Origin of the sequence: Parvibaculum sp., assembly GCF_039973015.1 — a bacterium.
Taxonomy (GTDB): Bacteria; Pseudomonadota; Alphaproteobacteria; order Parvibaculales; family Parvibaculaceae; genus Parvibaculum.
Genome location: NZ_JBDWLT010000004.1, coordinates 17042 through 35849, shown reverse-complemented (window position 1 = coordinate 35849; position 18808 = coordinate 17042). Strand labels below are relative to the sequence as shown.

Below are 18808 nucleotides of genomic sequence, written 5' to 3'. Positions count from 1 at the left end.
TCGCCATGAACGCTAATGTCCTCAAATCCGAACAGCCCTCGGCTGCAACGGTAAAATCCGCGACCCGTGTTCTGGAGATTTTCGAGTATTTCGACGAAGTAAGACGCCCGGTGACGATTCAAGACGTAGCGCAGGCGCTGAGTTATCCTCATTCCAGCACCGCCGCCCTTCTGAAAAGCCTCGTGAGCCTCGGCTATCTGGAGCACGACGACCGGGGCAAAACTTTTTTTCCAAGCATCCGGATATCTCTGCTGGGAAACTGGGTGGAAGCCGAGGCGTTACCGATCCGGAATGTCCAGCGCCTTATGAGACGGCTTTCGGCCGATACGGGATGCACGATCATCCTCGCTGCGCGTCTAGGGGCTTATGCTCAATATGTGAAGGTGATTCAAGGTACGTCGCCCATCCGCTTCCATGTCAAGCCAAGCACCAAGCGAATGCTCGCTTTTTCGACGATTGGCCGCGTTCTGCTGAGCGAACTTCCGTTGCCCGAAGCGAGACGTCTGATTCATGATGCCCTTGCCGCCATGCCAGAGCGGCGGGAATCGATGCAGGAGATCGAAGACGAACTGCAAAGAATCAGAAAACGCGGCCTTGCGCTTTACAGCGATCTCGTGACGCCGGGAGCGACCATGCTGGCAATGCCCATTCCGATGGGTCCGTCCGGACGCTCGGTCGCGATCGGGATAGCCGCTCCCAACGAGTATTTTCGCAATCGTAAACTACCGTTCACGGCGTTACTGAAAAACGCTATCGCCGAGCACATATCACAAAACGGGCAAGGCTTTAAGGAGACTGTAGACGACGAGGACCAACTTGAAATCGACGACGATACAGCGCCATAATCATCCGAGCTTTGTATCCAGGAAGCTGGCCATCTCGTCGATCGCCGCGCGGCCTTCGCTCAAGACCGGCGCAAACCAGTGCCAGACATGAATCATCTCCGGCCAGACATGGAGATCGACGGATACGCCGGCCTCTTTCAATCTATCGGCCAATAAGTGGCTATCCGAGAGCAAAACCTCCGAACTGCCTACCTGAATCAGGAATGGCGGCAATCCATTGAGATCGGCGTATACGGGCGATGCCAGAGGCGCCCTGCGCGGGGTTGAAGTTCCCAGATAGGCCGCCGTCCACAGCTCAAGATCGGCATGGCGCACCATCGGGTCCACATTCGCTTTCGCGCCATAAGAGGCACCTTTATTTTCAAGATTGGCCCACGGCGAAATACAAACGGCCGCAGCCGGAAGTCTGAGACCGGCATCGCGCGCCGCCAGAAGCACGGCAACCGTCAGGCCGCCGCCGGCTGAATCTCCCGCCACAGCGAGCTTCGCCGGGTCGACGCCCGTCTCGGTCAACCAGCGATAAGCAGCAAGCGCATCATCGACCGCCGCCGGAAATGGATGCTCTGGAGACCGCCTGTAGTCGATCAGCAGAACCCGGCCTTTCAGGGCAAGAGCTGCGCGCGCCGCAAGATGGCGATGCGAGTCGAGAGAACCAAGCGCATAGCCTCCTCCATGCAGATAGAGCAAAACCCGCTTGCCGGCACCGGCAGCCGGCGCCAGCCATTCGCCAGGAACCCTGCCGGCGGAAACCGGCGTGACCGTCACACCTTCGGGAAGACCGAACGCCTTGCCAGCCTCGTCATACGAGGTACGAAAATCCTCAAGAGAACGAGCCTCCCCGGTCACAAGGCCAGCAAGCAGCTGACGAACGACAGCAAGTTCCTCAAGACTCATTTTTCACGTCCTCCTCAGGCTGCTGCGCCATGGCGCAATAGACGGCCCGGCAAACGACCTTCGGCGCCCAACACATCGACGCCATTGCGCCGGATCAATGTCCCGTTGACGACGACGGCTGAAATGCCCGAGGCATCGGAAATCAGCCGGTCTTCGCCAGCAGGCAGGTCATAGACCCTGCGAAGGGAACTTGCGCCAACCGTTTCGGCGTCGAAGATCAGGACATCGGCGGGCATTCCCACAGCGAGGCGACCACGATCCTTGATGCCGAACACCTCGGCGGGCCGCGATGTCAGCATCCGGACCGCCTCCTCCAGCGTCAAAACGCGCTTTTCACGGACCCACCTTCCGAGAAGATGCGTGGAAAAACATGCATCGCAGAGTTGGCTCGCATGCGCGCCTGCGTCCGAGAGGCCAAGCACCGTGCAGGAGTCGCGCAGCAACGTTGCCACCTCGTCTTCGTCGGCGTTTGCGACAGGCAGGCGGAACCGTGTCTGCAGATCGCTTTGAATCGAGAGATCCAACGCAAGATCGATCGAGTTGCATCCGAGTTCCGCTGCGACGTCGCGCACCAGCCGTTCCGCGAACTCCGGCCGATCCGGACAATAAGCGATGACCGCCTTGTCCCACGCATTGAGAATCGGACCACGCATCGCGTCCCGGAATCCCGCCCGGAAAGAGTTGTCGGCGTAAAGCCTCAGTTTTTCCGCGCGGTCGGCTTTGTTCACCGGCGCGAAGACCGGCATGCTCTGAAACAGAAACGGCTGATCGAATCGAAATTCAAAATTGAGTGGCCTGCAGGTGACCTGCGGAAATACCGCGTAACCAGCCGACTGAAGTTCGTTTGAGCGCGCCAACTGCTCGGCTGCGGAGCCGACATTCAGCACCCCGCCACCGCCCAGCAACGCCGTCCAACTGACATGGCGACCGGAAACGCGGTTCAATTCCGCGAATTCATCAAATGACAGTTCCTTGCCGACAGTCGCCTGTATCACGCCCTCGCCCGCCTCGCCCAGCGCCGACGCGATCTCCCGTATCTCGCTGAACGCCGCCAGCCGGCTTGGAACCGGCCTGCCCTCGTAGCCCACATGCGTCGGCGATTTCGATGTCGCGTAACCGAGCGCGCCCGCTTCGAGGCCCTCGCGCATCAGACTTTTCATATGCCTGACCTCCTCCGGCCGCGCCGCCCGTTCGGTGGATTCAGGCCCGAGGGCATAGAGACGAAGCGGCGTATGCCCCAGAAGAACGGCTACGTTAATCAACGTACCCTTCTTTTCCACGACGTCGAGATATTCGGGAAACGTCTCGAACCCCCATTCGTCGCCGAGACCGGCCTCCAGCGCCCTGACGCTCATGCCCTCGACATTTTCGAGCGTCCGCAGAATAAGGCCGCGGTGCTCCTTGCGCGTCGGTGCGATGCCGAACCCGCAATTGCCCACCACGACCGTCGTCACGCCGTGCCACGGCGAGATCGACAGATTCCTGTCCCACAGAAGCTGGGCATCGTAATGCGTATGTATATCGACGACGCCGGGGGCAACGACCTGCCCCCGGGCCTCGATAGTCGTCCTCGCCCCGGCGGGGGCCTGCCCCATCGCCACAACTTTGCCATCGCGAATACCGATGTCTCCGGCATAGCCCGGAGAGCCGGTGCCGTCGACAATGAATCCACCCACGATCTTCAGATCGTAGTCCATGAAAACGTCCTCCCCGTGAATCGAAAAAACCCGCGCCTTGACATCAGTATACGGATCGTCAAACGGCGAGCTTGTAGAGTTCAGCGACGTTGTCGTGGCATATCCAGTTGCGTTCCTGCTCGCTCAGATTTTTCGTGTGCTCTTCAAGCATTGCCTGCGACCAGGGCCAGGTCGAATCCGAATGCGGGAAATCGTTCGCCCACATCAGACGGCGGACATTACACATATCCTTCATCCTGAAGGCGACCCAGTCGTCCTGGAACGTCACATAGATGTTGTCGTTGAAATAGTCGCTCGGCATCCGCTTGAGCGGCGGCGCCTTCATCCAGTAGCGATGACGCTTGTAGGCATGGTCCATGCGATACATGTAGTGCGGAACCCAGCCCGCATCGGCCTCGACGCAGACAACCTTGAGGTCGGGGAAGCGATCGAAGACACCGCCGAATATGAAGGTGCCCATCACGTCCTGGCAGCCACGGATAATCGACAGGAAGCCGTTGATACGCGGACCCCGGACCTGCCCCGAAAGACTGTCCGATTTGCCGGTCAGGATGTGGAACGAGAGCGGCATGTCGCACTCGACAGCGGTCGCCCAGACCTTGTCGTATACAGTTGAATCATAATCCTCGACGGCGGGGTTTCCGGGCATCATCACACCCTTGAAGCCCATCTCCTTCGCATGCCTGATTTCCGCAACGCCATCTTCCGGCGATCGCATGGAAACCTGCGCAAGACCGTAAAGACGGTCGGGTGCCTCGGCGCAGTATTCCTGCAACCAACGATTATAAGCCTCGAAGCAGGCTTTCTTGTAGTCGAAGTCGGGATGGTTGCAGATCACCATTCCGACCGTCGGATAGATGAATTCGGCCGCAACGCCGTCCTTCTCCTGGTCCGCAACGCGGAACTTGGCGTCCCAGCCGCTCTTCCACAGGTCTTCGAAGGCGACGCCGTCTGTCGTGATCTCCGCCGAATCCTTGCCGGCGGCGGCCACCAGCCCCATCGGAACTGGAGACCCCATACCATCGACGATGAAAGCATCGCCAATCTTGTCGATCCGCTGAATGCGCGGCGCGCGATCGCGGAATTTGGGATCAATGTAATCAACATAGCAATGCGGCGGTTCGGTGATGTGCGAATCCGCGGATATGGGTTTCTTGATCATTGTCTCTCTCCCAGCGTCGCATTTGGTTTCAAGGGCGCGACTTTTAATTTGACAATCCCTGATCATAAATCTTCGCTGGCGGCACAACCCGAGTCCAGATAAATTATATTCATGCAATCAAAAACACATATCTGTTATTCAGGGGAGACGCGAACATGACGATGGAACCGGCCCTGCTCGAAAAAAAGGGCCATATCGCGCTGATCACGCTCAACCGCCCGGAAGCGCGCAACTCGTTCAGTCCGGAGATGTTGGTCAGGCTTGCCGGTCATTGGGAAGAGGTGCGCGACGACGCGAATATCCGCGTCGCCATCGTCACCGGCGCCGGAGACAAGGCGTTTTGTTCGGGCGCGGATCTCGGGCAACTCATCCCGCTCATAAATGGCGCACGCAAACCGCAAAACGAATGGGACCAGAAAATTCTGGACGATCCGAATATCCTGGCCAAAGGCCTGTTGCGCACATTCGATGTGACAAAGCCGGTCATCGCCGCGATCAACGGCTTTGCCGTCGCAGGCGGGATGGAGCTGGCGCAAGGAACCGACATGCGTATCGCCGCGGATACGGCAAAGCTCGGCGTGCAGGAAGTCAAATGGGCGATTTTTCCGGGCGGCGGCTCAACGGTGCGCCTTCCGCGCCAGATACCTTATGCAAGGGCAATGGAACTGCTGCTCACCGGCGACCTGATCAGCGCGCAGGAGGCCTACGATCTGGGATTCCTGAATCGTGTCGTCCCCCAGAAGCAAGTGCTCGACGCGGCATTCGAACTCGCGGAGAAGATCGCCGCGAATGGGCCGATCGCCGTTCAGGCGATTCGCAAATCCGCCCGCGAATGTCTGGGACGCCCCGAGAGCGAGGCGATGGGTATGGAGTCGCGCTTCGCAGCCCCCGTGTTCAAGACCGAGGATGCCCGCGAGGGGCCCAAGGCATTCATGGAGAAGCGCAAGCCAAACTATAAGGGCCGTTGAAGCAAGAAACCGAAATCATTACCACGGGGAGACGTTCCGATGCAGTTCGGCATTCAGATGGTTTTTCAGAATTTCGACAGAGCCAACTCTGGCGTAACCGACGGCCAGGTCTATGACGAGGAGATCCGTCTCGGGCTTTTGGCGGAAGAACTCGGCTTTGACGCATTGTGGCCCGTCGAGCATCATTTCGAGGACTATTCGTTTTGTCCCGACAACACCCAGTTCCTGAGTTACATGGCGGCGCGCACCAAACGCATCAAGTTGGGCACCGGCGCTGTCATCCTTCCCTGGAATGTGCCCGTTCGGATCGCGGAAAAGGTCGTCCTGCTGGATCACCTTTGCCAAGGCCGAACGCTCTTCGGGATGGGGCGCGGTCTGGCGCGCAAGGAATATGACGGCATGGGCGTGAACATGGACGAAGCCCGCCAACGCTTCGATGAAGCAAGCCCGATGATTATAGACGCTCTCGAGACCGGCTTCATCGAAGGAAGCGGCCCCTTCTATCCGCAGAAGCGGATAGAAATCCGTCCCAATCCGCGCGGCTCCTTCAAGGGGCGCATCTATCAGGTCGCCATGTCGCCGGAATCCGTTCTTCAGTGCGCGAAGGCTGGCGCGCGGATGGTGATCTTTGCTCAAAAGCCGTGGGAAGCTCAGGCCGAGGCCGTCAAGGAATACAAGGCTGCGTACAAGGCGCAGCATGGCGAAGACGCACCGCCGATCATGATATGCGACTTCACCTATTGCGACACCGATCCTGCTCGCGCGAAGGAGTTGGGACAGAAATATGTGACCAACTATCTGCTTTCGGTACTCGATCACTATGAACTGGCCGGCGAGCATTTTAAGAACGCCAAGGGCTACGAGTCCTACGCCCAGGCCGTCGACGCCATTCGCGCGCTCGGCAAGGATGGAATGGCCAAGACCTACCTCGATGTCACGGCCTGGGGGACGCCCAAGGAAATCGTCGAGAAGTTCGAATATCGCAAATCGCTTCTGGGCGAATTCGACATCAATCCCTGCTTCCTTTTCGGTGGCATGAGCTACGAGGAAGCAGCCGAAAGCATGCGTTCGTTTGCCAGACACGTCATACCGGCCCTGAGAAAGAGCAGCAAACGCAAGGTGGCTTGACGCGTCCGCTTCTGGAAGCCTCGTGGCGGTCTGATCTGAAAACCAGGCGACGACCCGGCTTGTCGTCGATGCCTTGGTAACGGCGATCTGGCGGCGTGGAAAGCCGGATGCGCCGATGCATCTCTCCGATCACAGGGATGCATGCTCGATGAGCCGGTCTGGAAATTGCCGGGACAGTGCAGCGATGGCGAGCGCCTCTCCTCGCTCAAGATCGAACGCATGGCCCGCAAGATCGAACCCTCACGAAATAAACGAACTTCGCAGGCCGGAAAAGATGACGACAGCGCTGTTATGCTGACACCCGGGAAGAGCGGCGCCGTCGAAGGCAAATGATTTCGGTTGATTCAGCGTCCCAACGCTGCCGACTTTCGGGATCAGCACGAAGACGAGGTTTGGGTCGGAGGAGATCTATCTCGACCCAAGGGGCAGTCGACGCCCGTCTTTCAAGGGGAGGATCGGGGGAGGAACCTCGAAATCCGCACGCCGACTGCGACTAGTGCTGACCGTCGGGTATTCTCAACATGAGACCGTCGAGATCGTCGGTCATTGTGATCTGGCAAGCAAGGCGGCTGTTTTCCGTCGAACCTTCGGCAAATTGTAGCAAGTTGGCTTCCATGCCGCCCGGCTCGGCCATGCCGGCCCGGGACATCCACGCGGCATCGACATGCACATGGCAGGTCGCGCAGGCGCATTCGCCCCCGCAATCGCCGTCGATGCCCGGCACACCGTTGTTGACCGCGGCGTCCCTCGCAGTCGTGCCACTCTTGACCGCGATAGGATATTCAGCGCCGTCCGGCTCGATGAAAATGACTGTGGGCATATTTTTCTCTTTTCGATCATGCTGGATGAAACGGCGAGTGGAGCGTTCGTTTTCGCGATGAATCGGGGGCGCCGCTCCGTCGCGAACTAATGCCCGCGCAGCTTCACCGGCAGACGGGTGAACCCGCGGATGAAGTTGGACAGCGTTCTCTCGGGCGCGCCGACGACCTCCACCTTGCTGAAACGCTTCAGGATTTCTTCCCAGATGATGCGCAACTGCAACTCCGCCACGCGGTTCCCCATGCAGCGATGGACGCCGAAACCGAAGGAAAGATGGTGACGGGAATTCGGGCGGTCGATAATGAACTCGTTCGGGCGGTCAATTACCTCGTCGTCCCGGTTTCCCGAGAGGTACCACATAACGACTTTGTCGCCCTTTCTGATCTTCTTGCCACCGATTTCGGCGTCCATGAGTGCCGTCCGACGCATATGCGTCAGCGGCGTCTGCCAGCGGATGATCTCGGGGATCATTTTCGGGATGAGGCCTGGATCGGCCATGAGCTTGCGGTATTCGGCCGGGTTCTGATTAAGGGCGAGCACCCCGCCGCTGATGGAATTGCGCGTGGTGTCGTTACCGCCGACGATCAGGAGAATCAGGTTGCCCAGAAATTCGAGATACGGCATGTCCCGCGTCGCGGGCGAATGCACCATCATCGAGATCAGATCGGGCTTCGGCGGCTCGTTGGCCCGCTTGTCCCAAAGGCCCTTGAAGTATTGCGCACATTCGAGGAGCTCCTCGCGGCGCTGCTCAAACGAAGAAACCACGCCCGTCTCCGGCGTCGCGGTCGCAACATCCGACCAGCGAGTGAGCTTGCGCCGCTCCTCCCAGGGGAAGTCGAACAGTGTCGCCAGCGTCATCGTCGTAAGCTCGATGGAAACCCGGTCAACCCAGTCGATCTCCTCGCCGACGGGAAGCGAATCGAGAATAAGCCCCGCGCGCTCGCGGATGATGGGCTCCAGCAGAACAAGGTTGGACGGGGCGACAGCCGGACTGACTGCCTTGCGCTGAGCGTCATGCTTGGGCGGATCCATCGCAATGAACATCTCAAGTTCAAGCGACGCTTCGCCGCTTTGCATGTCCTGCAGGGTGATACCACCAAGTTTAGCCTCCGAGGAGAACGTCTGGTGGTTCACTTCGACCTGCATGATGTCGTTGAATTTCGTTACCGACCAGTAAGGGCCATAGGCGCTCTCGGGGCAATAATGGACGGGGTCTTCCCGCCGCAGCCGTGTGAAGTAGCTCCCGATCGTGTCGCTTTGAAAGAGCTTTGGATCGCTGACATCCATCTGAGAAAGCGGGACCGTCGAAGCCGGATCTCTAGTCAATGTGTCGGTCGTCATCTCTCCGTCCTCCCGATCGACAGCTACGCGGCATCCCCCCGTCATGGCGCATGCAATCTTTTGTGTAATTCATTATAATAAATCATATGGACGATTCAGCGTCAAACGCTTTTGTCCCGCAGGCTCCCCCAAAAACCGGCAGCGAGGCTGCCGCAGATACATCAATCCAGGACGAATCCTTCATAATCCTTGGCCGCGGCGGTATTGCACCGGTCCATATACATGGGCACGCCGGGGAAATTCAGAAGCTGCCGCGGTTTCCCGGGAACGTTGGCACCCATGTACCAGGAATCGGCCCGGGGAAAGAGCGTCATGTCGGCGATGGCGTTCAGGAACTGCGTCCATTCTTCCTCCGCCTGAGCGGTCGCCTCGATCCGCCGCTTGTTATTCTCGCGCATATGTTTGAGGCAACCGACGACCCACTCACCCTGCAATTCGGCACATGTCGGGCCGTTGCAGAATCCGGAAGGACTCTGCGGACCGTAAAGAAAAAGCATGTTCGGGAATCCCGACGTCGCGAAACCGAGATAAGTACGCGCGCCTTCGGTCCATCTTTCCTTGAGCGTCACACCGCCCGTCCCGCGTATATCGATCTGTGTCAACCCGCCGGTCACGGCGTCGAATCCCGTCGCCAGAACAAGCATATCGAGTTCAACCAGACCATCCGCCGTGCGCACGCCTTCGGGAACTATTTCCGCGATGGGCGTCTCTCGCACATCTATCAGGCTGACGTTGTCCTGATTGAACACTTCGTAATACCACTGCTCCAGCGAAGGCCGCTTGACGCCGAAGGGATGTGGCGGCTCCATCGGCGCGAGTTTGTCGGCCAATGCCGGATCCTTGATCCGGGCGCGGGTCTTGTCGCGCCAGAAATCGTACATGGTACGATTTGCTTCCTCATTCGTCAGGATGTCGGAAAATCCACCAATCCAGTAGTGGAAGCCGCCTTTCTGCCAAAGCCTTTCATAAAGCGCGCAGCGCTCTTCCGGCGGCACTTCCAGCGCGGACCTTTCGTCCCTCAGGATGTCGAATCCGCCAAACGTCTCCCGCCGTACACGGAATATCTCCGGATAATCGGCCTTCATCCGCTGCTGCGTCTCGACATCGAGCTTGCGCTGCTGCATCGGCAGAGCGAGGATCGGCGTGCGCTGGAACACCGTCAGATGTGCCGCATCCTTGCTGGCTTCCTGTACCACCTGAACGCCGCTCGCTCCGGTTCCCACGACGCCAACCCGCTTGCCCGTGAAACTGGCGCCTTCCTGGGGCCACAATCCCGTGTGAAATGATTCTCCCGCGAAGCTTTCAAGACCCTTGTAGTTCGGAATATAGGGTTTCGACGCAAAACCTGTGCAAAGGATAAAGAACCGGGCGCGCACGACGGCGCCATCGGTCGTGCGGATGACCCATTGATCGCGCGCTTCGTCGAATTCCGCCGCGCTGACGCGCGTGCCAAATCTTATGTCACGGCTGAGATCGAGTTTTTTGTCGACGTAGTGGAAGTAGCGGCGCAGCTCGTCCCAAGCCGGAAACCTCTCGGTCCAGTTCCAGTCGCGCCATAATTCCTCGATCGAAAATTCATAAATCGGGACATGAGAATCGACCCGCGCGCCAGGATAGCAGTTCCAGTACCAGATGCCCCCCATGTCGGCACCGGCCTCAAACAGGCGCACTTTGAAACCTTCTTGCCGCAAGCGGTGAAGCTGATAGATGCCATTGAATCCCGCTCCGACAATGAGGGCATCGAATACCTCGGCATCGTCATTTTTTTGCGTCTGGCCGGATTGTAGCGAACTCATGGAAACAGCTTCCCTTCCTATCCCCGCCACGAAACGGTGGATATCGTTCCGGAATTTACTTCATCAAAACCATATTCGGTCGCCGAGCAATCTTCCTCGCAGCGCCGGGAGGGGAGCTGCGTTGCCTAAGCGGGCTTTGGATCGCGAATGAGAACGGTGCCTTGGGCCGCACAACAGGCGCGGCCCTCGTTCGTCACATCTATACGAACCACCGCAGTCGATTTTGTCATCGCAATCAGTTCAGCCACTGCTGTAACCTTGCCCGACGATACCGGCGCCAGCAGATTGAGCTTGAATTCCGTCGTGGCCGCCCACTGTCCTTTCCGCATATGCGGATAGCAAACGCAGCCGAGAACATGGTCGCACATCGCAGCCAGCACCCCACCATGCATGTTTCCGATCGGCGTCAACAGCCGGTCGGAAACTTCCATCTCGGCAGTGAGCTTGCCCGGCTCGATATGCGTGATGCGGACCCCCAGAAATTCGGGCAACCCTTTCATTGAATTGCTGGCGTTTATGAAACCCTCTGCGATCTCCTGGTTGAACTCCGGCAGTTTTGCAACGATTGTCATTTCGTTTTCTCCGAACCTTCAATAAATGATCCCCAGGGCGCGCAGCCGAGGCTTACAGATAGGCGTTTGCACTGCTCAACGAGCTCTCGGCGCTTTTCACGAGATCGGCCATGACTTCCGCAGCCGGCTTTACCTTGTGAATGAGGCCCATGCCCTGCCCTGCGAAACCGGGAGCGATGTCTTTCCGCTTTACCGCCGCCGCCGCCGCCAGAACCGGCATCGCAACCATGGGCTGGAAGGGCATGGGCAACGGCTCCAGACCCGCCTCGACAAAAGCCTCGGACCACTTGTTGCGAATGATCCGGGCCGGCTTTCCGGTGACCGTTCGCGAAACAAGTGTGTCACCGTCACCCGACTCGACGATCGCTTCCTTCTGGAAGTCCTCGATGCCCGCCTCGTCGGTCGCGAGAAACGCCGTACCGATCCAGGCACCTTCGGCGCCGAGCATCATTGCAGCCGCGATCCCGCGCCCGTCGGAAATGCCGCCCGCGCCGAGCACGGGAATGCGACCCGCAACCGCATCGACAACCTGCGGGATGAGCGCCATCGTTCCGATGGGCGAGTTATGCCCGCCCCCGTCATGACCTTGCGCAACGATCAGATCGATGCCGGAATTGACCACCTGCAGGGCATGCTTTACGGCGCCGACGACTGCCATCACCTTGGTGCCGTTGGCGTGGAGCCGATCAAGCCAGGGTCCCGGATTGCCGAGACCCGCCGCATAGACAGGAACCCGTTCCTCAACAACGACTTCCATTTGCGCTTCGAAGAATTCTTTCGAAAACAACGGCGCGCTCGATTTGGACGACCGGTGAGCTTCCTCGGATTCCCGCGCCCTGGATTTCAGCGGCGGTATGTTTTCCTTCTTCAGAAAATCTTGCGCGAATTTTTGGTACTCAGGCAGCAGATCCATCGGAGACGGACCCGCCTTGCCTTTGTAGGCTTCCCTGCGCACGGAGGCTGGCAGCAGGGTGTCTACACCAAATGGTTTGTCCGTCAACGATCGCGTTTCCCGAATCCATTCGCGCAGCTGATCGGGAGAACAAGCAGCCGCACCAAGCACACCGAGGCCACCCGCATTCGATACCGCCGCCGCAAGCCGTGGAACGCTCGCACCGCCCATACCGGCCAGCAAAATCGGGTATTTGATTCCCAGAATATCACATACTCGGCTATGCAGAGTCATAGCTAACCTCCCATGGGCGACTTCATCGGCCGCGTTATTTATGATCATAAATTAGCGACGCCCAAGGACCGGCGCAAGTGCCGCAAAAAACGACATCGAAATCGCTAGCACTCGCCTAGCGTTTCCGTCGGGGAACCCGCGGCACGCTCAGGTCGTCCACATCCTGCCAACGCACGATCTTGGACATGATGTCGGGATGACGAGATTCCAGATACTTGTCGGATCGGCTTATGAACCGGGACATTTCGGTGAAGGCGAGGTCCGGATTGCGATCTTCAATCGCCTTGAGAAGCCGTCCGTACGCCTTGATCTGATAATCACGCTCACCTTCGGTGTAAGTTATGCCGACTTCCGACGCATTCGTAATGTTGTGAAGCGAACTGATCAGAAATCCGATCAAGGGATTGCCAGACGCCCACGCAAGCACGTCGTGGAAACGCCTGTTCTCCTCCGCATAGGAGTCGCAAGATACGGACAGCGTCTTCAAAGTGGCCAATGAGGTATTCAGCTTGTCGATATCCTCATCGGACGCACGCTCCGCCGCAAGCGCCGCCATGGTCGGGCCGACCGCTTGCCTCACTTCAATCAGCGAACGGAATGTGGTGCCGAGAAACTGCAGCAGCAACGCCATTGTACTGGCAAAATCTTTCGGTCGAGGCTCCTGAACAACCGGCCCGCCGCCGGGGCCGGGCCGCAGAAAAATGATGCCCTGCAGTTCCAGAAACCTGAGCGCCTCCCGCAAAGTCGCGCGGGCCACGCCATACCGTAAGAGCATCTCCTGTTCCGGTGGCAAGCGATCTCCGACCTCGGCACCTTGCTGCTCAATGTCGTCGACAATCTGCCTCGCAACTGTGAGGGCACGCTTGCCGGACCCTTTCGGAAATCGGCCAACTCGCGAAACGGACACGCTCGCTTTCATTCGTATACCTGCATTCTTCGTTTTCAAGACCAATCGCCCCCCATCAGGGAACGGTTGGGCGAACCCGACTACAATACCATCGTCCGTGTTTGCAACATCCCATCAATTTATCATAATGGATTCCGGCTCTTAATACACATACGAAGAACATTGGAAAAAGGCGTTTGATGTCAGAAAACCGGACCTTGTTCACCCTTGTCCAAAATCTCAAAATCGCGGCGGACGCATTCGGCCCCGACCATGGGCGTCCGGTCATGCTCGCCCATGGCGGCGGACAGACACGCCATGCTTGGCAAGCCTGCGGTAAAAGGTTGGGACAAAACGGATACTACACCCTCGCCGTCGATTTGCGCGGGCACGGCGAAAGCGACTGGTCTCCGGACGGAGACTACAGAATGGAGCGTTTCGCGGAGGATCTCCTCGACATCGCGGACGGCTTCTCCGTGCCTCCGGTCCTGGTTGGCGCATCTCTGGGCGGCATCGCGGGCATGATCGCGCAGGGAGAATACGCAAAGGCCGGACGGCGCGGATTTGCGGCGCTGGTCCTCGTCGACATCACCCCTCAGATGAACATGGAGGGTGTTCAAAAAATCCTCGGATTCATGTCGTCGAATGTGGAAGAGGGCTTCGCCTCGCTTGAGGAAGCAGCCGATACGATATCGCGCTACATGCCCGGCCGGACTCGTCCCAAAAATCTGAGCGGACTGGCGAAGAACCTTCGCCTCAGGGAAAACGGCCGCTACTACTGGCATTGGGATCCGCGTTTCGTCACCGGCACGCAAAAGCCGCAAGGCAGCCGCGAACCCGAACGCCTCCAAATGGCGGCACGTTCCCTGAAAATACCGACGCTCCTTGTCCGCGGCCGCGACAGCGACCTCGTGACGGTCGAAGCGGCGCGGCAATTCGCCGAGATCGTTCCTCATTCCGAGTTTATCGATGTCGCAAATGCGGGCCATATGGTAGCGGGCGACAAGAACGACATATTTACAAGCGCCGTTCTGGATTTTCTGACGCGAATGGCACCTGCCGCGAGCGCATCGTAGCCCCAGCCCGGACGTATTCATTCACGCCTGTACGTCTTCGACAGATGAAGACAAGCCAGACAAATTAAGATCGAGAAGAGGAAGGGAGAAAGCCGATGTCGAATCTGGTTCGTCGCAAGGACAGCGGGCGTATTTGTACGCTGACGCTCAACCGTCCGGAAACCTTGAACGCGCTCAATGTCCCGCTGTTCGAGGAATTGCGCAGGCATGTGGATGCGCTTCGTGGACAGGTTCACGAGGTGGCATGCGTCATCATCACGGGCGCGGGCAAGGCTTTTTCAGCCGGCCACGATCTGAAGGACATCCAGAAGGGCGAACGCCCGCCGGAGCCGCATTTCCAGGCGAAGACCATTCAGGCGCTGGCCGAACTGCCGCAACCGGTCGTCGCCTGCATCCGCGGGCATTGCTATACTGGCGGACTGGAGCTTGCGCTCGCGGCAGATATCATCATCGCCGCGCGCTCCGCCAGGTTCGGCGACACGCATAGCAAGTGGGGACTGAGCCCGCTCTGGGGCATGACGCAAAGACTGCCGCGTCGCGTCGGGCTGTCGAAGGCCAAGCAGATGATGTTTACCTCCGATATTTTCGCGGCGGAGGCGGCGGAGCGTATGGGGCTGGTCGACATTTGTGTCGACGATGTCGAACTGGAACAGGCGACAAATGACCTTGCTCAGCGTATCGCCGCCAATTCAACCTACAGCAATCAGGTCAACAAAAGTCTGCTGGGCGCGACCGACGGCATGACCGCCCAGGCGGGGCTGGCCTACGAACTCGCGCATAGCCCCGGTGCCTGCTACGACGCGCGCGAACGGGTCGCCTCATTCGGAAAAAAATGACGGCGGGCCACGCGCCGCGCTGCCTTCGACCTCCTTCGATCTTATGTGGCGGGTGGAAGTTTTCCACCCGCCCCCCCAGGTTCAGCCCGGGATTCTTACCGGCAAGGCCTCATAGCCCTTGATGAAGTTGGAAAAGACCCGCTTTGGTTCGCCGACCACTTCGATCGGCTTGTCGGGCCAGCGCTTCAGGATTTCTTCCCAGACAATGCGGAGTTGCATTTCCGCCAAGCGGTTGCCGACGCAGCGATGAATGCCGAAGCCGAAGGAGAGATGCTGACGCGGCCTTGCACGATCGATGATGAAACGGTTCGGCTCGTCGATGGCCTCCTCGTCCCGGTTGCCCGAGACGTACCACATGACAACCCTGTCACCCTTCTTGATCCGCTTGCCGGCCAACTCGGTATCCTGTAGCGCGGTGCGGCGCATGTGGGTGAGCGGCGTCTGCCAGCGGATGATTTCCGGTATCATGGTTTCAACGAGCGCCGGATTTTCGCGCAGCTTCCTGTACTGATCCGGGTTCTCGTGGAGCGCGAGCAAGCCGCCGGTGAGCGAATTGCGGGTCGTGTCGTTACCGCCGACGATCAGCAGAATGACATTTCCCAAATACTCCGCCGGACTCATGTTCCTGGTGGACTCACCCTGGGCCAGCATGGTGATGAGATCGCCGCCCGGTTCAGTTGCGTTCACGCGCTGATTCCACAACTCGGTAAAATAGGCGGCGCATTCGAGAAGCTCTGCCTCGCGAGCTGCCTCGCCTTCCGGTGTCTTGAAGGCTTCCTCCGAGGTTGCGACGTCGGACCAGCGGGTGAGTTTCCGGCGCTCTTCCCAAGGGAAGTCGAACAGGGTGGCGAGCATCTGCGTCGTCAGCTCAATCGACACGCGATCGACCCAGTTGAACGTCTCGTTCACCGGAAGCGAATCGAGAATCTTGCCGGCGCGCTCGCGGATCGTGCCTTCGAGTTTGGCCAAATTGGCCGGAGCGACGATCGGGCTCACCACCTTCCGCTGCGCGTCATGCTTCGGAGGGTCCATTGCGATGAACATCGGAAGCTTCAGACCCGCATTATTGTCGCGAATCGTAATTCCCCCCTGCTCGACGTCGGACGAATAGACGCCATGATTGGTCTCGACATGCATGATGTCCTTGTATTTTGTCACGGACCAGAAAGGTCCATAAGCGCTTTCCGCACAATAATGCACGGGATCCTCGCGACGCAGCCTTTCGAAATACGGCCACATCCGATTGGACCTGAAGAGCTCCGGATCGCTGACATTGAGTTTGTCGAGCGGAATGGCATATGGATCGTCCAAGGACTGGACGCGTTCGGCTACGTTCATGCTGCTCATGATCTTATCCTCGTTTGTGGACGAATATTCACCGGCGCAACCACCATTGAGCCAACCCCGACCCTCTTGGTGCGGCCAGCCATATAGGTGAGGAACTGCGCCACGTTCGGGCACATGGCCGCCCATATGGAATCGAAGCCAAGCGGCTCGGCCATGCCGGCCATCGCAATTTCATGGGCGTAGACCTCCTGGTCGGTATAACCGCCAGCGAGGTTCTGAAAGAACGTGCTCATGCCGACATGCATGGGAATCTCCTTTTTGTTCAATTCCGCTTCACGCGGTGTCGATCCCCAGCGTCTTTTTTATCGACCGGTGGAAGTATGCAAGAGCCGGCTCGTTGGCGCCGAAAGTCACAAAATCTTGTGCACCCGAGTGAAAATCACGCTGGATATTTTCCGCCAGCGGAAAATCTTCCTGCTGCACGGTCGCCATCAGCAAGTCCATGTTCTTGGCCCAGTACTTCCTGGCCTTGTCGGTCACGGCGGGTTCGGGCGTATAGAGAGAGACGTGCATTTTTGATTCATCCACGCTGTCGCCCGGATAAACCCTCCACGTCTCCAGATGATCGCCCTGCATGATGAAGACCGTATTCGGAAAGAGCACGTATACAAGCGCGGAGTGGCGGACCAGATCCCACTCGCTTTCCGGCCTCTGGCGCAACGCGTCGATCGTCTTGCGGGCGCCAATCATGCGCAGATTTCGTGCCATGCCGTCGAACGTGCCGAGGTTCGAGTGCAGGATCGGCGCGATCGTATTCTTGTGAAGTGTGCTCAGATGGTAGGTTTCGAGAAACGTGTCGATCACGAGCTTCCAGTTGAGGCGGGCCCGGAGCACGCGTGTCTCGTAGTGGCTGTAACTCGCAAGGCCGAACGCGACGAGATCGTCCGCCATCCCCGCAAGGTGGCCGTCGATGTCGATCAACCCGCCGGGCGTCGGCATGACCCAGATCATGCCGTATTTCTCCACCACCGGCAGAGGCCGCAAGCCGTTGCTCGTCTTGTCGACGCTCTCGAAGCCCTGCTCGAACGGTATCGACCTCAGCCTGCCGCTCCGGTCGTAGGTCCATGCGTGATAGGGACAACTGAACACGGTCTTGCCGCTGCCGCAGCCCGACGCAACGCGCGCGCCACGGTGGCGGCAGACATTGATGAAGGCATTGACCTGCCCCGCTTCATTCCGCACCACCAGGATCGGAACGCCCGAAAAATCGTCGGTTACATAGTCGCCGGGATTGGGCAATTCGCAGCTCAATCCGATCAGGAGTGGCTCATGCCGGAACAGCATCTCCCGTTCTCGGCCAGCCTGATCCGGACTGGTGTAGTCACTGACATGATGACGATACACGGCATCGCCCATCGCGGTCTCACCCGCGTCGAGATAGCCGAAGATCTTCCGCAACTGCTCGACCTGGGCTTCGTGTTTCATGATCGCACTTCTCCCGAACAGGTCCCTTGATTATCCGTCAGCGGAATAATGGCTCCCGGCGCTCCCGGAACGCCGCCAGACCTTCCGAAACATTTTCGCCCATCAGCGCGTCCACGACTGCGCTCCGTTCCATATCCAGACCTTCCTGAAGCGATCCGTCGAGTCCGTTTCTGCAAAGCTGTTTCATGGCGGCAAGACCGCCCGGATTCTTTTTGGCGAGGTCGGCACAATAGGCTTCCGCCATGCCGGCAAGCGCGCTGTCGTCAGCGATATGATTCACAAGCCCCCAGGCCAGCGCCTCGTCTGCCTTGAGCCAGCGGCCGCTGAACATCAGATCAAGGGCACGCCGCGAACCGACGATGCGCGCGAGACGCTGCGTGCCGCCCCAACCCGGCACGAGCCCGTAGCGGGCATGCTGGCATCCCATCTGCGCCGACTGCCCCGCAAAAACCACGTCACATGCCATCATCAATTCCAGCCCGCCCGCAAGACACAGACCGTTCACCGCGGCGACAATCGGCAGAGGCGAGACCTCAAGACGGCGCAGGACGCGATGACCGCCCGTGATAAACGCTTCCAGCCGACCCCGCTCCCTGCGAGCGTCGAGGACCTCGTCAAGATCGGCACCGGTGCAGAAGTGCTTGCCACGCGCAAGCAACAGAACGGCACGAACCTTCCTGTCTCCCTCGAACATTGCGAGAGCCTCGTCGAGACCGGCCATGACAACCGACGAGAGGCAATTGAACTTGTCAGGCCTGTTGAGCGCCACGATTCCGACGCCGTCTCGCATCTCGGTCTGGACCGGGGCTTCCGGGGCGCTCGTCATATCG

General features: G+C 58.9%; 18 protein-coding genes and 1 pseudogene. 6 read left to right on the top strand and 13 right to left on the bottom strand.

Going from position 1 to position 18808, the window contains the following annotated elements; genetic code table 11:
* The first annotated feature begins 5 nt into the window (after positions 1 to 5).
* Positions 6 to 845, top strand: coding sequence for a helix-turn-helix domain-containing protein (locus tag ABJO61_RS03065; RefSeq protein ID WP_293323261.1), 840 nt, complete (start codon positions 6 to 8; stop codon positions 843 to 845).
* On the opposite strand, the gene ABJO61_RS03060 is transcribed toward ABJO61_RS03065, so the two are convergent.
* Genes ABJO61_RS03060 through ABJO61_RS03050 form a run of 3 tightly spaced genes read right to left on the bottom strand, consistent with a single transcriptional unit; the run spans position 846 to position 4598 of the window.
* Positions 846 to 1739 (bottom strand): alpha/beta hydrolase, encoded by an 894-nt coding sequence (locus tag ABJO61_RS03060; protein ID WP_348326475.1) that lies wholly within the window; start codon positions 1737 to 1739, stop codon positions 846 to 848. It lies immediately after the preceding gene.
* 14 nt (positions 1740 to 1753) lie between these two features.
* Entirely contained in the window at positions 1754 to 3436 is a 1683-nt protein-coding gene (locus tag ABJO61_RS03055) for an amidohydrolase family protein (RefSeq protein ID WP_348326477.1), read from the bottom strand.
* Between the two features lie 58 nt (positions 3437 to 3494).
* On the bottom strand, positions 3495 to 4598 hold the full coding sequence (locus ABJO61_RS03050) for an amidohydrolase family protein (RefSeq protein ID WP_293323253.1): 1104 nt from the start codon (positions 4596 to 4598) through the stop codon (positions 3495 to 3497).
* Between the two features lie 155 nt (positions 4599 to 4753).
* Between ABJO61_RS03050 and ABJO61_RS03045 the strand changes: the two genes are divergently transcribed.
* The 3 genes and pseudogenes from ABJO61_RS03045 to ABJO61_RS03035 all read left to right on the top strand — a co-directional run.
* Complete coding sequence (locus tag ABJO61_RS03045; RefSeq protein WP_348326480.1) at positions 4754 to 5566, top strand: enoyl-CoA hydratase-related protein; 813 nt, start codon at positions 4754 to 4756, stop codon at positions 5564 to 5566.
* A 39-nt stretch (positions 5567 to 5605) separates the two neighbouring features.
* Positions 5606 to 6694 (top strand): LLM class flavin-dependent oxidoreductase, encoded by a 1089-nt coding sequence (locus tag ABJO61_RS03040; protein ID WP_045448710.1) that lies wholly within the window; start codon positions 5606 to 5608, stop codon positions 6692 to 6694.
* A 49-nt stretch (positions 6695 to 6743) separates the two neighbouring features.
* Positions 6744 to 6943: pseudogene (locus tag ABJO61_RS03035) on the top strand (IS3 family transposase); the annotation flags it as partial.
* A 244-nt stretch (positions 6944 to 7187) separates the two neighbouring features.
* On the opposite strand, the gene ABJO61_RS03030 reads toward ABJO61_RS03035, so the two are convergent.
* From ABJO61_RS03030 to ABJO61_RS03005, 6 genes are all read right to left on the bottom strand, one after another.
* Positions 7188 to 7514 (bottom strand): 2Fe-2S iron-sulfur cluster-binding protein, encoded by a 327-nt coding sequence (locus ABJO61_RS03030; protein WP_045448706.1) that lies wholly within the window; start codon positions 7512 to 7514, stop codon positions 7188 to 7190.
* An 86-nt stretch (positions 7515 to 7600) separates the two neighbouring features.
* Positions 7601 to 8854 carry a cytochrome P450 gene (locus tag ABJO61_RS03025; protein ID WP_293217708.1) on the bottom strand — a complete coding sequence of 418 codons (1254 nt, stop codon included), beginning with the start codon at positions 8852 to 8854 and terminating at the stop codon, positions 7601 to 7603.
* A gap of 161 nt (positions 8855 to 9015) precedes the next feature.
* The gene (locus tag ABJO61_RS03020; RefSeq protein WP_293326780.1) at positions 9016 to 10650 is read right to left on the bottom strand and encodes an NAD(P)/FAD-dependent oxidoreductase; all 1635 of its coding nucleotides are present in this window, start codon (positions 10648 to 10650) and stop codon (positions 9016 to 9018) included.
* Between the two features lie 125 nt (positions 10651 to 10775).
* The gene (locus ABJO61_RS03015; protein WP_293217716.1) at positions 10776 to 11222 is read right to left on the bottom strand and encodes a PaaI family thioesterase; all 447 of its coding nucleotides are present in this window, start codon (positions 11220 to 11222) and stop codon (positions 10776 to 10778) included.
* A gap of 52 nt (positions 11223 to 11274) precedes the next feature.
* On the bottom strand, positions 11275 to 12408 hold the full coding sequence (locus ABJO61_RS03010; protein WP_293326783.1) for a nitronate monooxygenase: 1134 nt from the start codon (positions 12406 to 12408) through the stop codon (positions 11275 to 11277).
* Positions 12409 to 12523: 115 nt separating this feature from the next.
* On the bottom strand, positions 12524 to 13354 hold the full coding sequence (locus ABJO61_RS03005) for an FCD domain-containing protein (protein ID WP_293217722.1): 831 nt from the start codon (positions 13352 to 13354) through the stop codon (positions 12524 to 12526).
* Between the two features lie 140 nt (positions 13355 to 13494).
* Here ABJO61_RS03005 and ABJO61_RS03000 point away from each other — a divergent pair, with 140 nt between their 5' ends.
* Positions 13495 to 14370 (top strand): alpha/beta hydrolase, encoded by an 876-nt coding sequence (locus ABJO61_RS03000; RefSeq protein ID WP_348330716.1) that lies wholly within the window; start codon positions 13495 to 13497, stop codon positions 14368 to 14370.
* Between the two features lie 95 nt (positions 14371 to 14465).
* Entirely contained in the window at positions 14466 to 15206 is a 741-nt protein-coding gene (locus ABJO61_RS02995; RefSeq protein ID WP_293325500.1) for an enoyl-CoA hydratase/isomerase family protein, read from the top strand.
* A gap of 81 nt (positions 15207 to 15287) precedes the next feature.
* On the opposite strand, the gene ABJO61_RS02990 is transcribed toward ABJO61_RS02995, so the two are convergent.
* From ABJO61_RS02990 to ABJO61_RS02975, 4 genes are read right to left on the bottom strand one after another with little or no spacing between them, the layout of a single operon-like run.
* A complete protein-coding gene (locus ABJO61_RS02990; protein WP_293217728.1) occupies positions 15288 to 16553 on the bottom strand; it encodes a cytochrome P450 in 1266 nt (421 codons plus the stop codon).
* Complete coding sequence (locus ABJO61_RS02985; RefSeq protein ID WP_293325497.1) at positions 16550 to 16798, bottom strand: LLM class flavin-dependent oxidoreductase; 249 nt, start codon at positions 16796 to 16798, stop codon at positions 16550 to 16552. The genes ABJO61_RS02990 and ABJO61_RS02985 overlap by 4 nt, the downstream gene beginning before the upstream one ends.
* Positions 16799 to 16826: 28 nt before the next feature.
* Positions 16827 to 17978, bottom strand: a complete 1152-nt coding sequence (locus ABJO61_RS02980) for an SRPBCC family protein (protein WP_293325494.1) — start codon at positions 17976 to 17978, stop codon at positions 16827 to 16829.
* A 37-nt stretch (positions 17979 to 18015) separates the two neighbouring features.
* Positions 18016 to 18804 carry an enoyl-CoA hydratase/isomerase family protein gene (locus tag ABJO61_RS02975; protein ID WP_348326485.1) on the bottom strand — a complete coding sequence of 263 codons (789 nt, stop codon included), beginning with the start codon at positions 18802 to 18804 and terminating at the stop codon, positions 18016 to 18018.
* Positions 18805 to 18808: the final 4 nt, after the last annotated feature.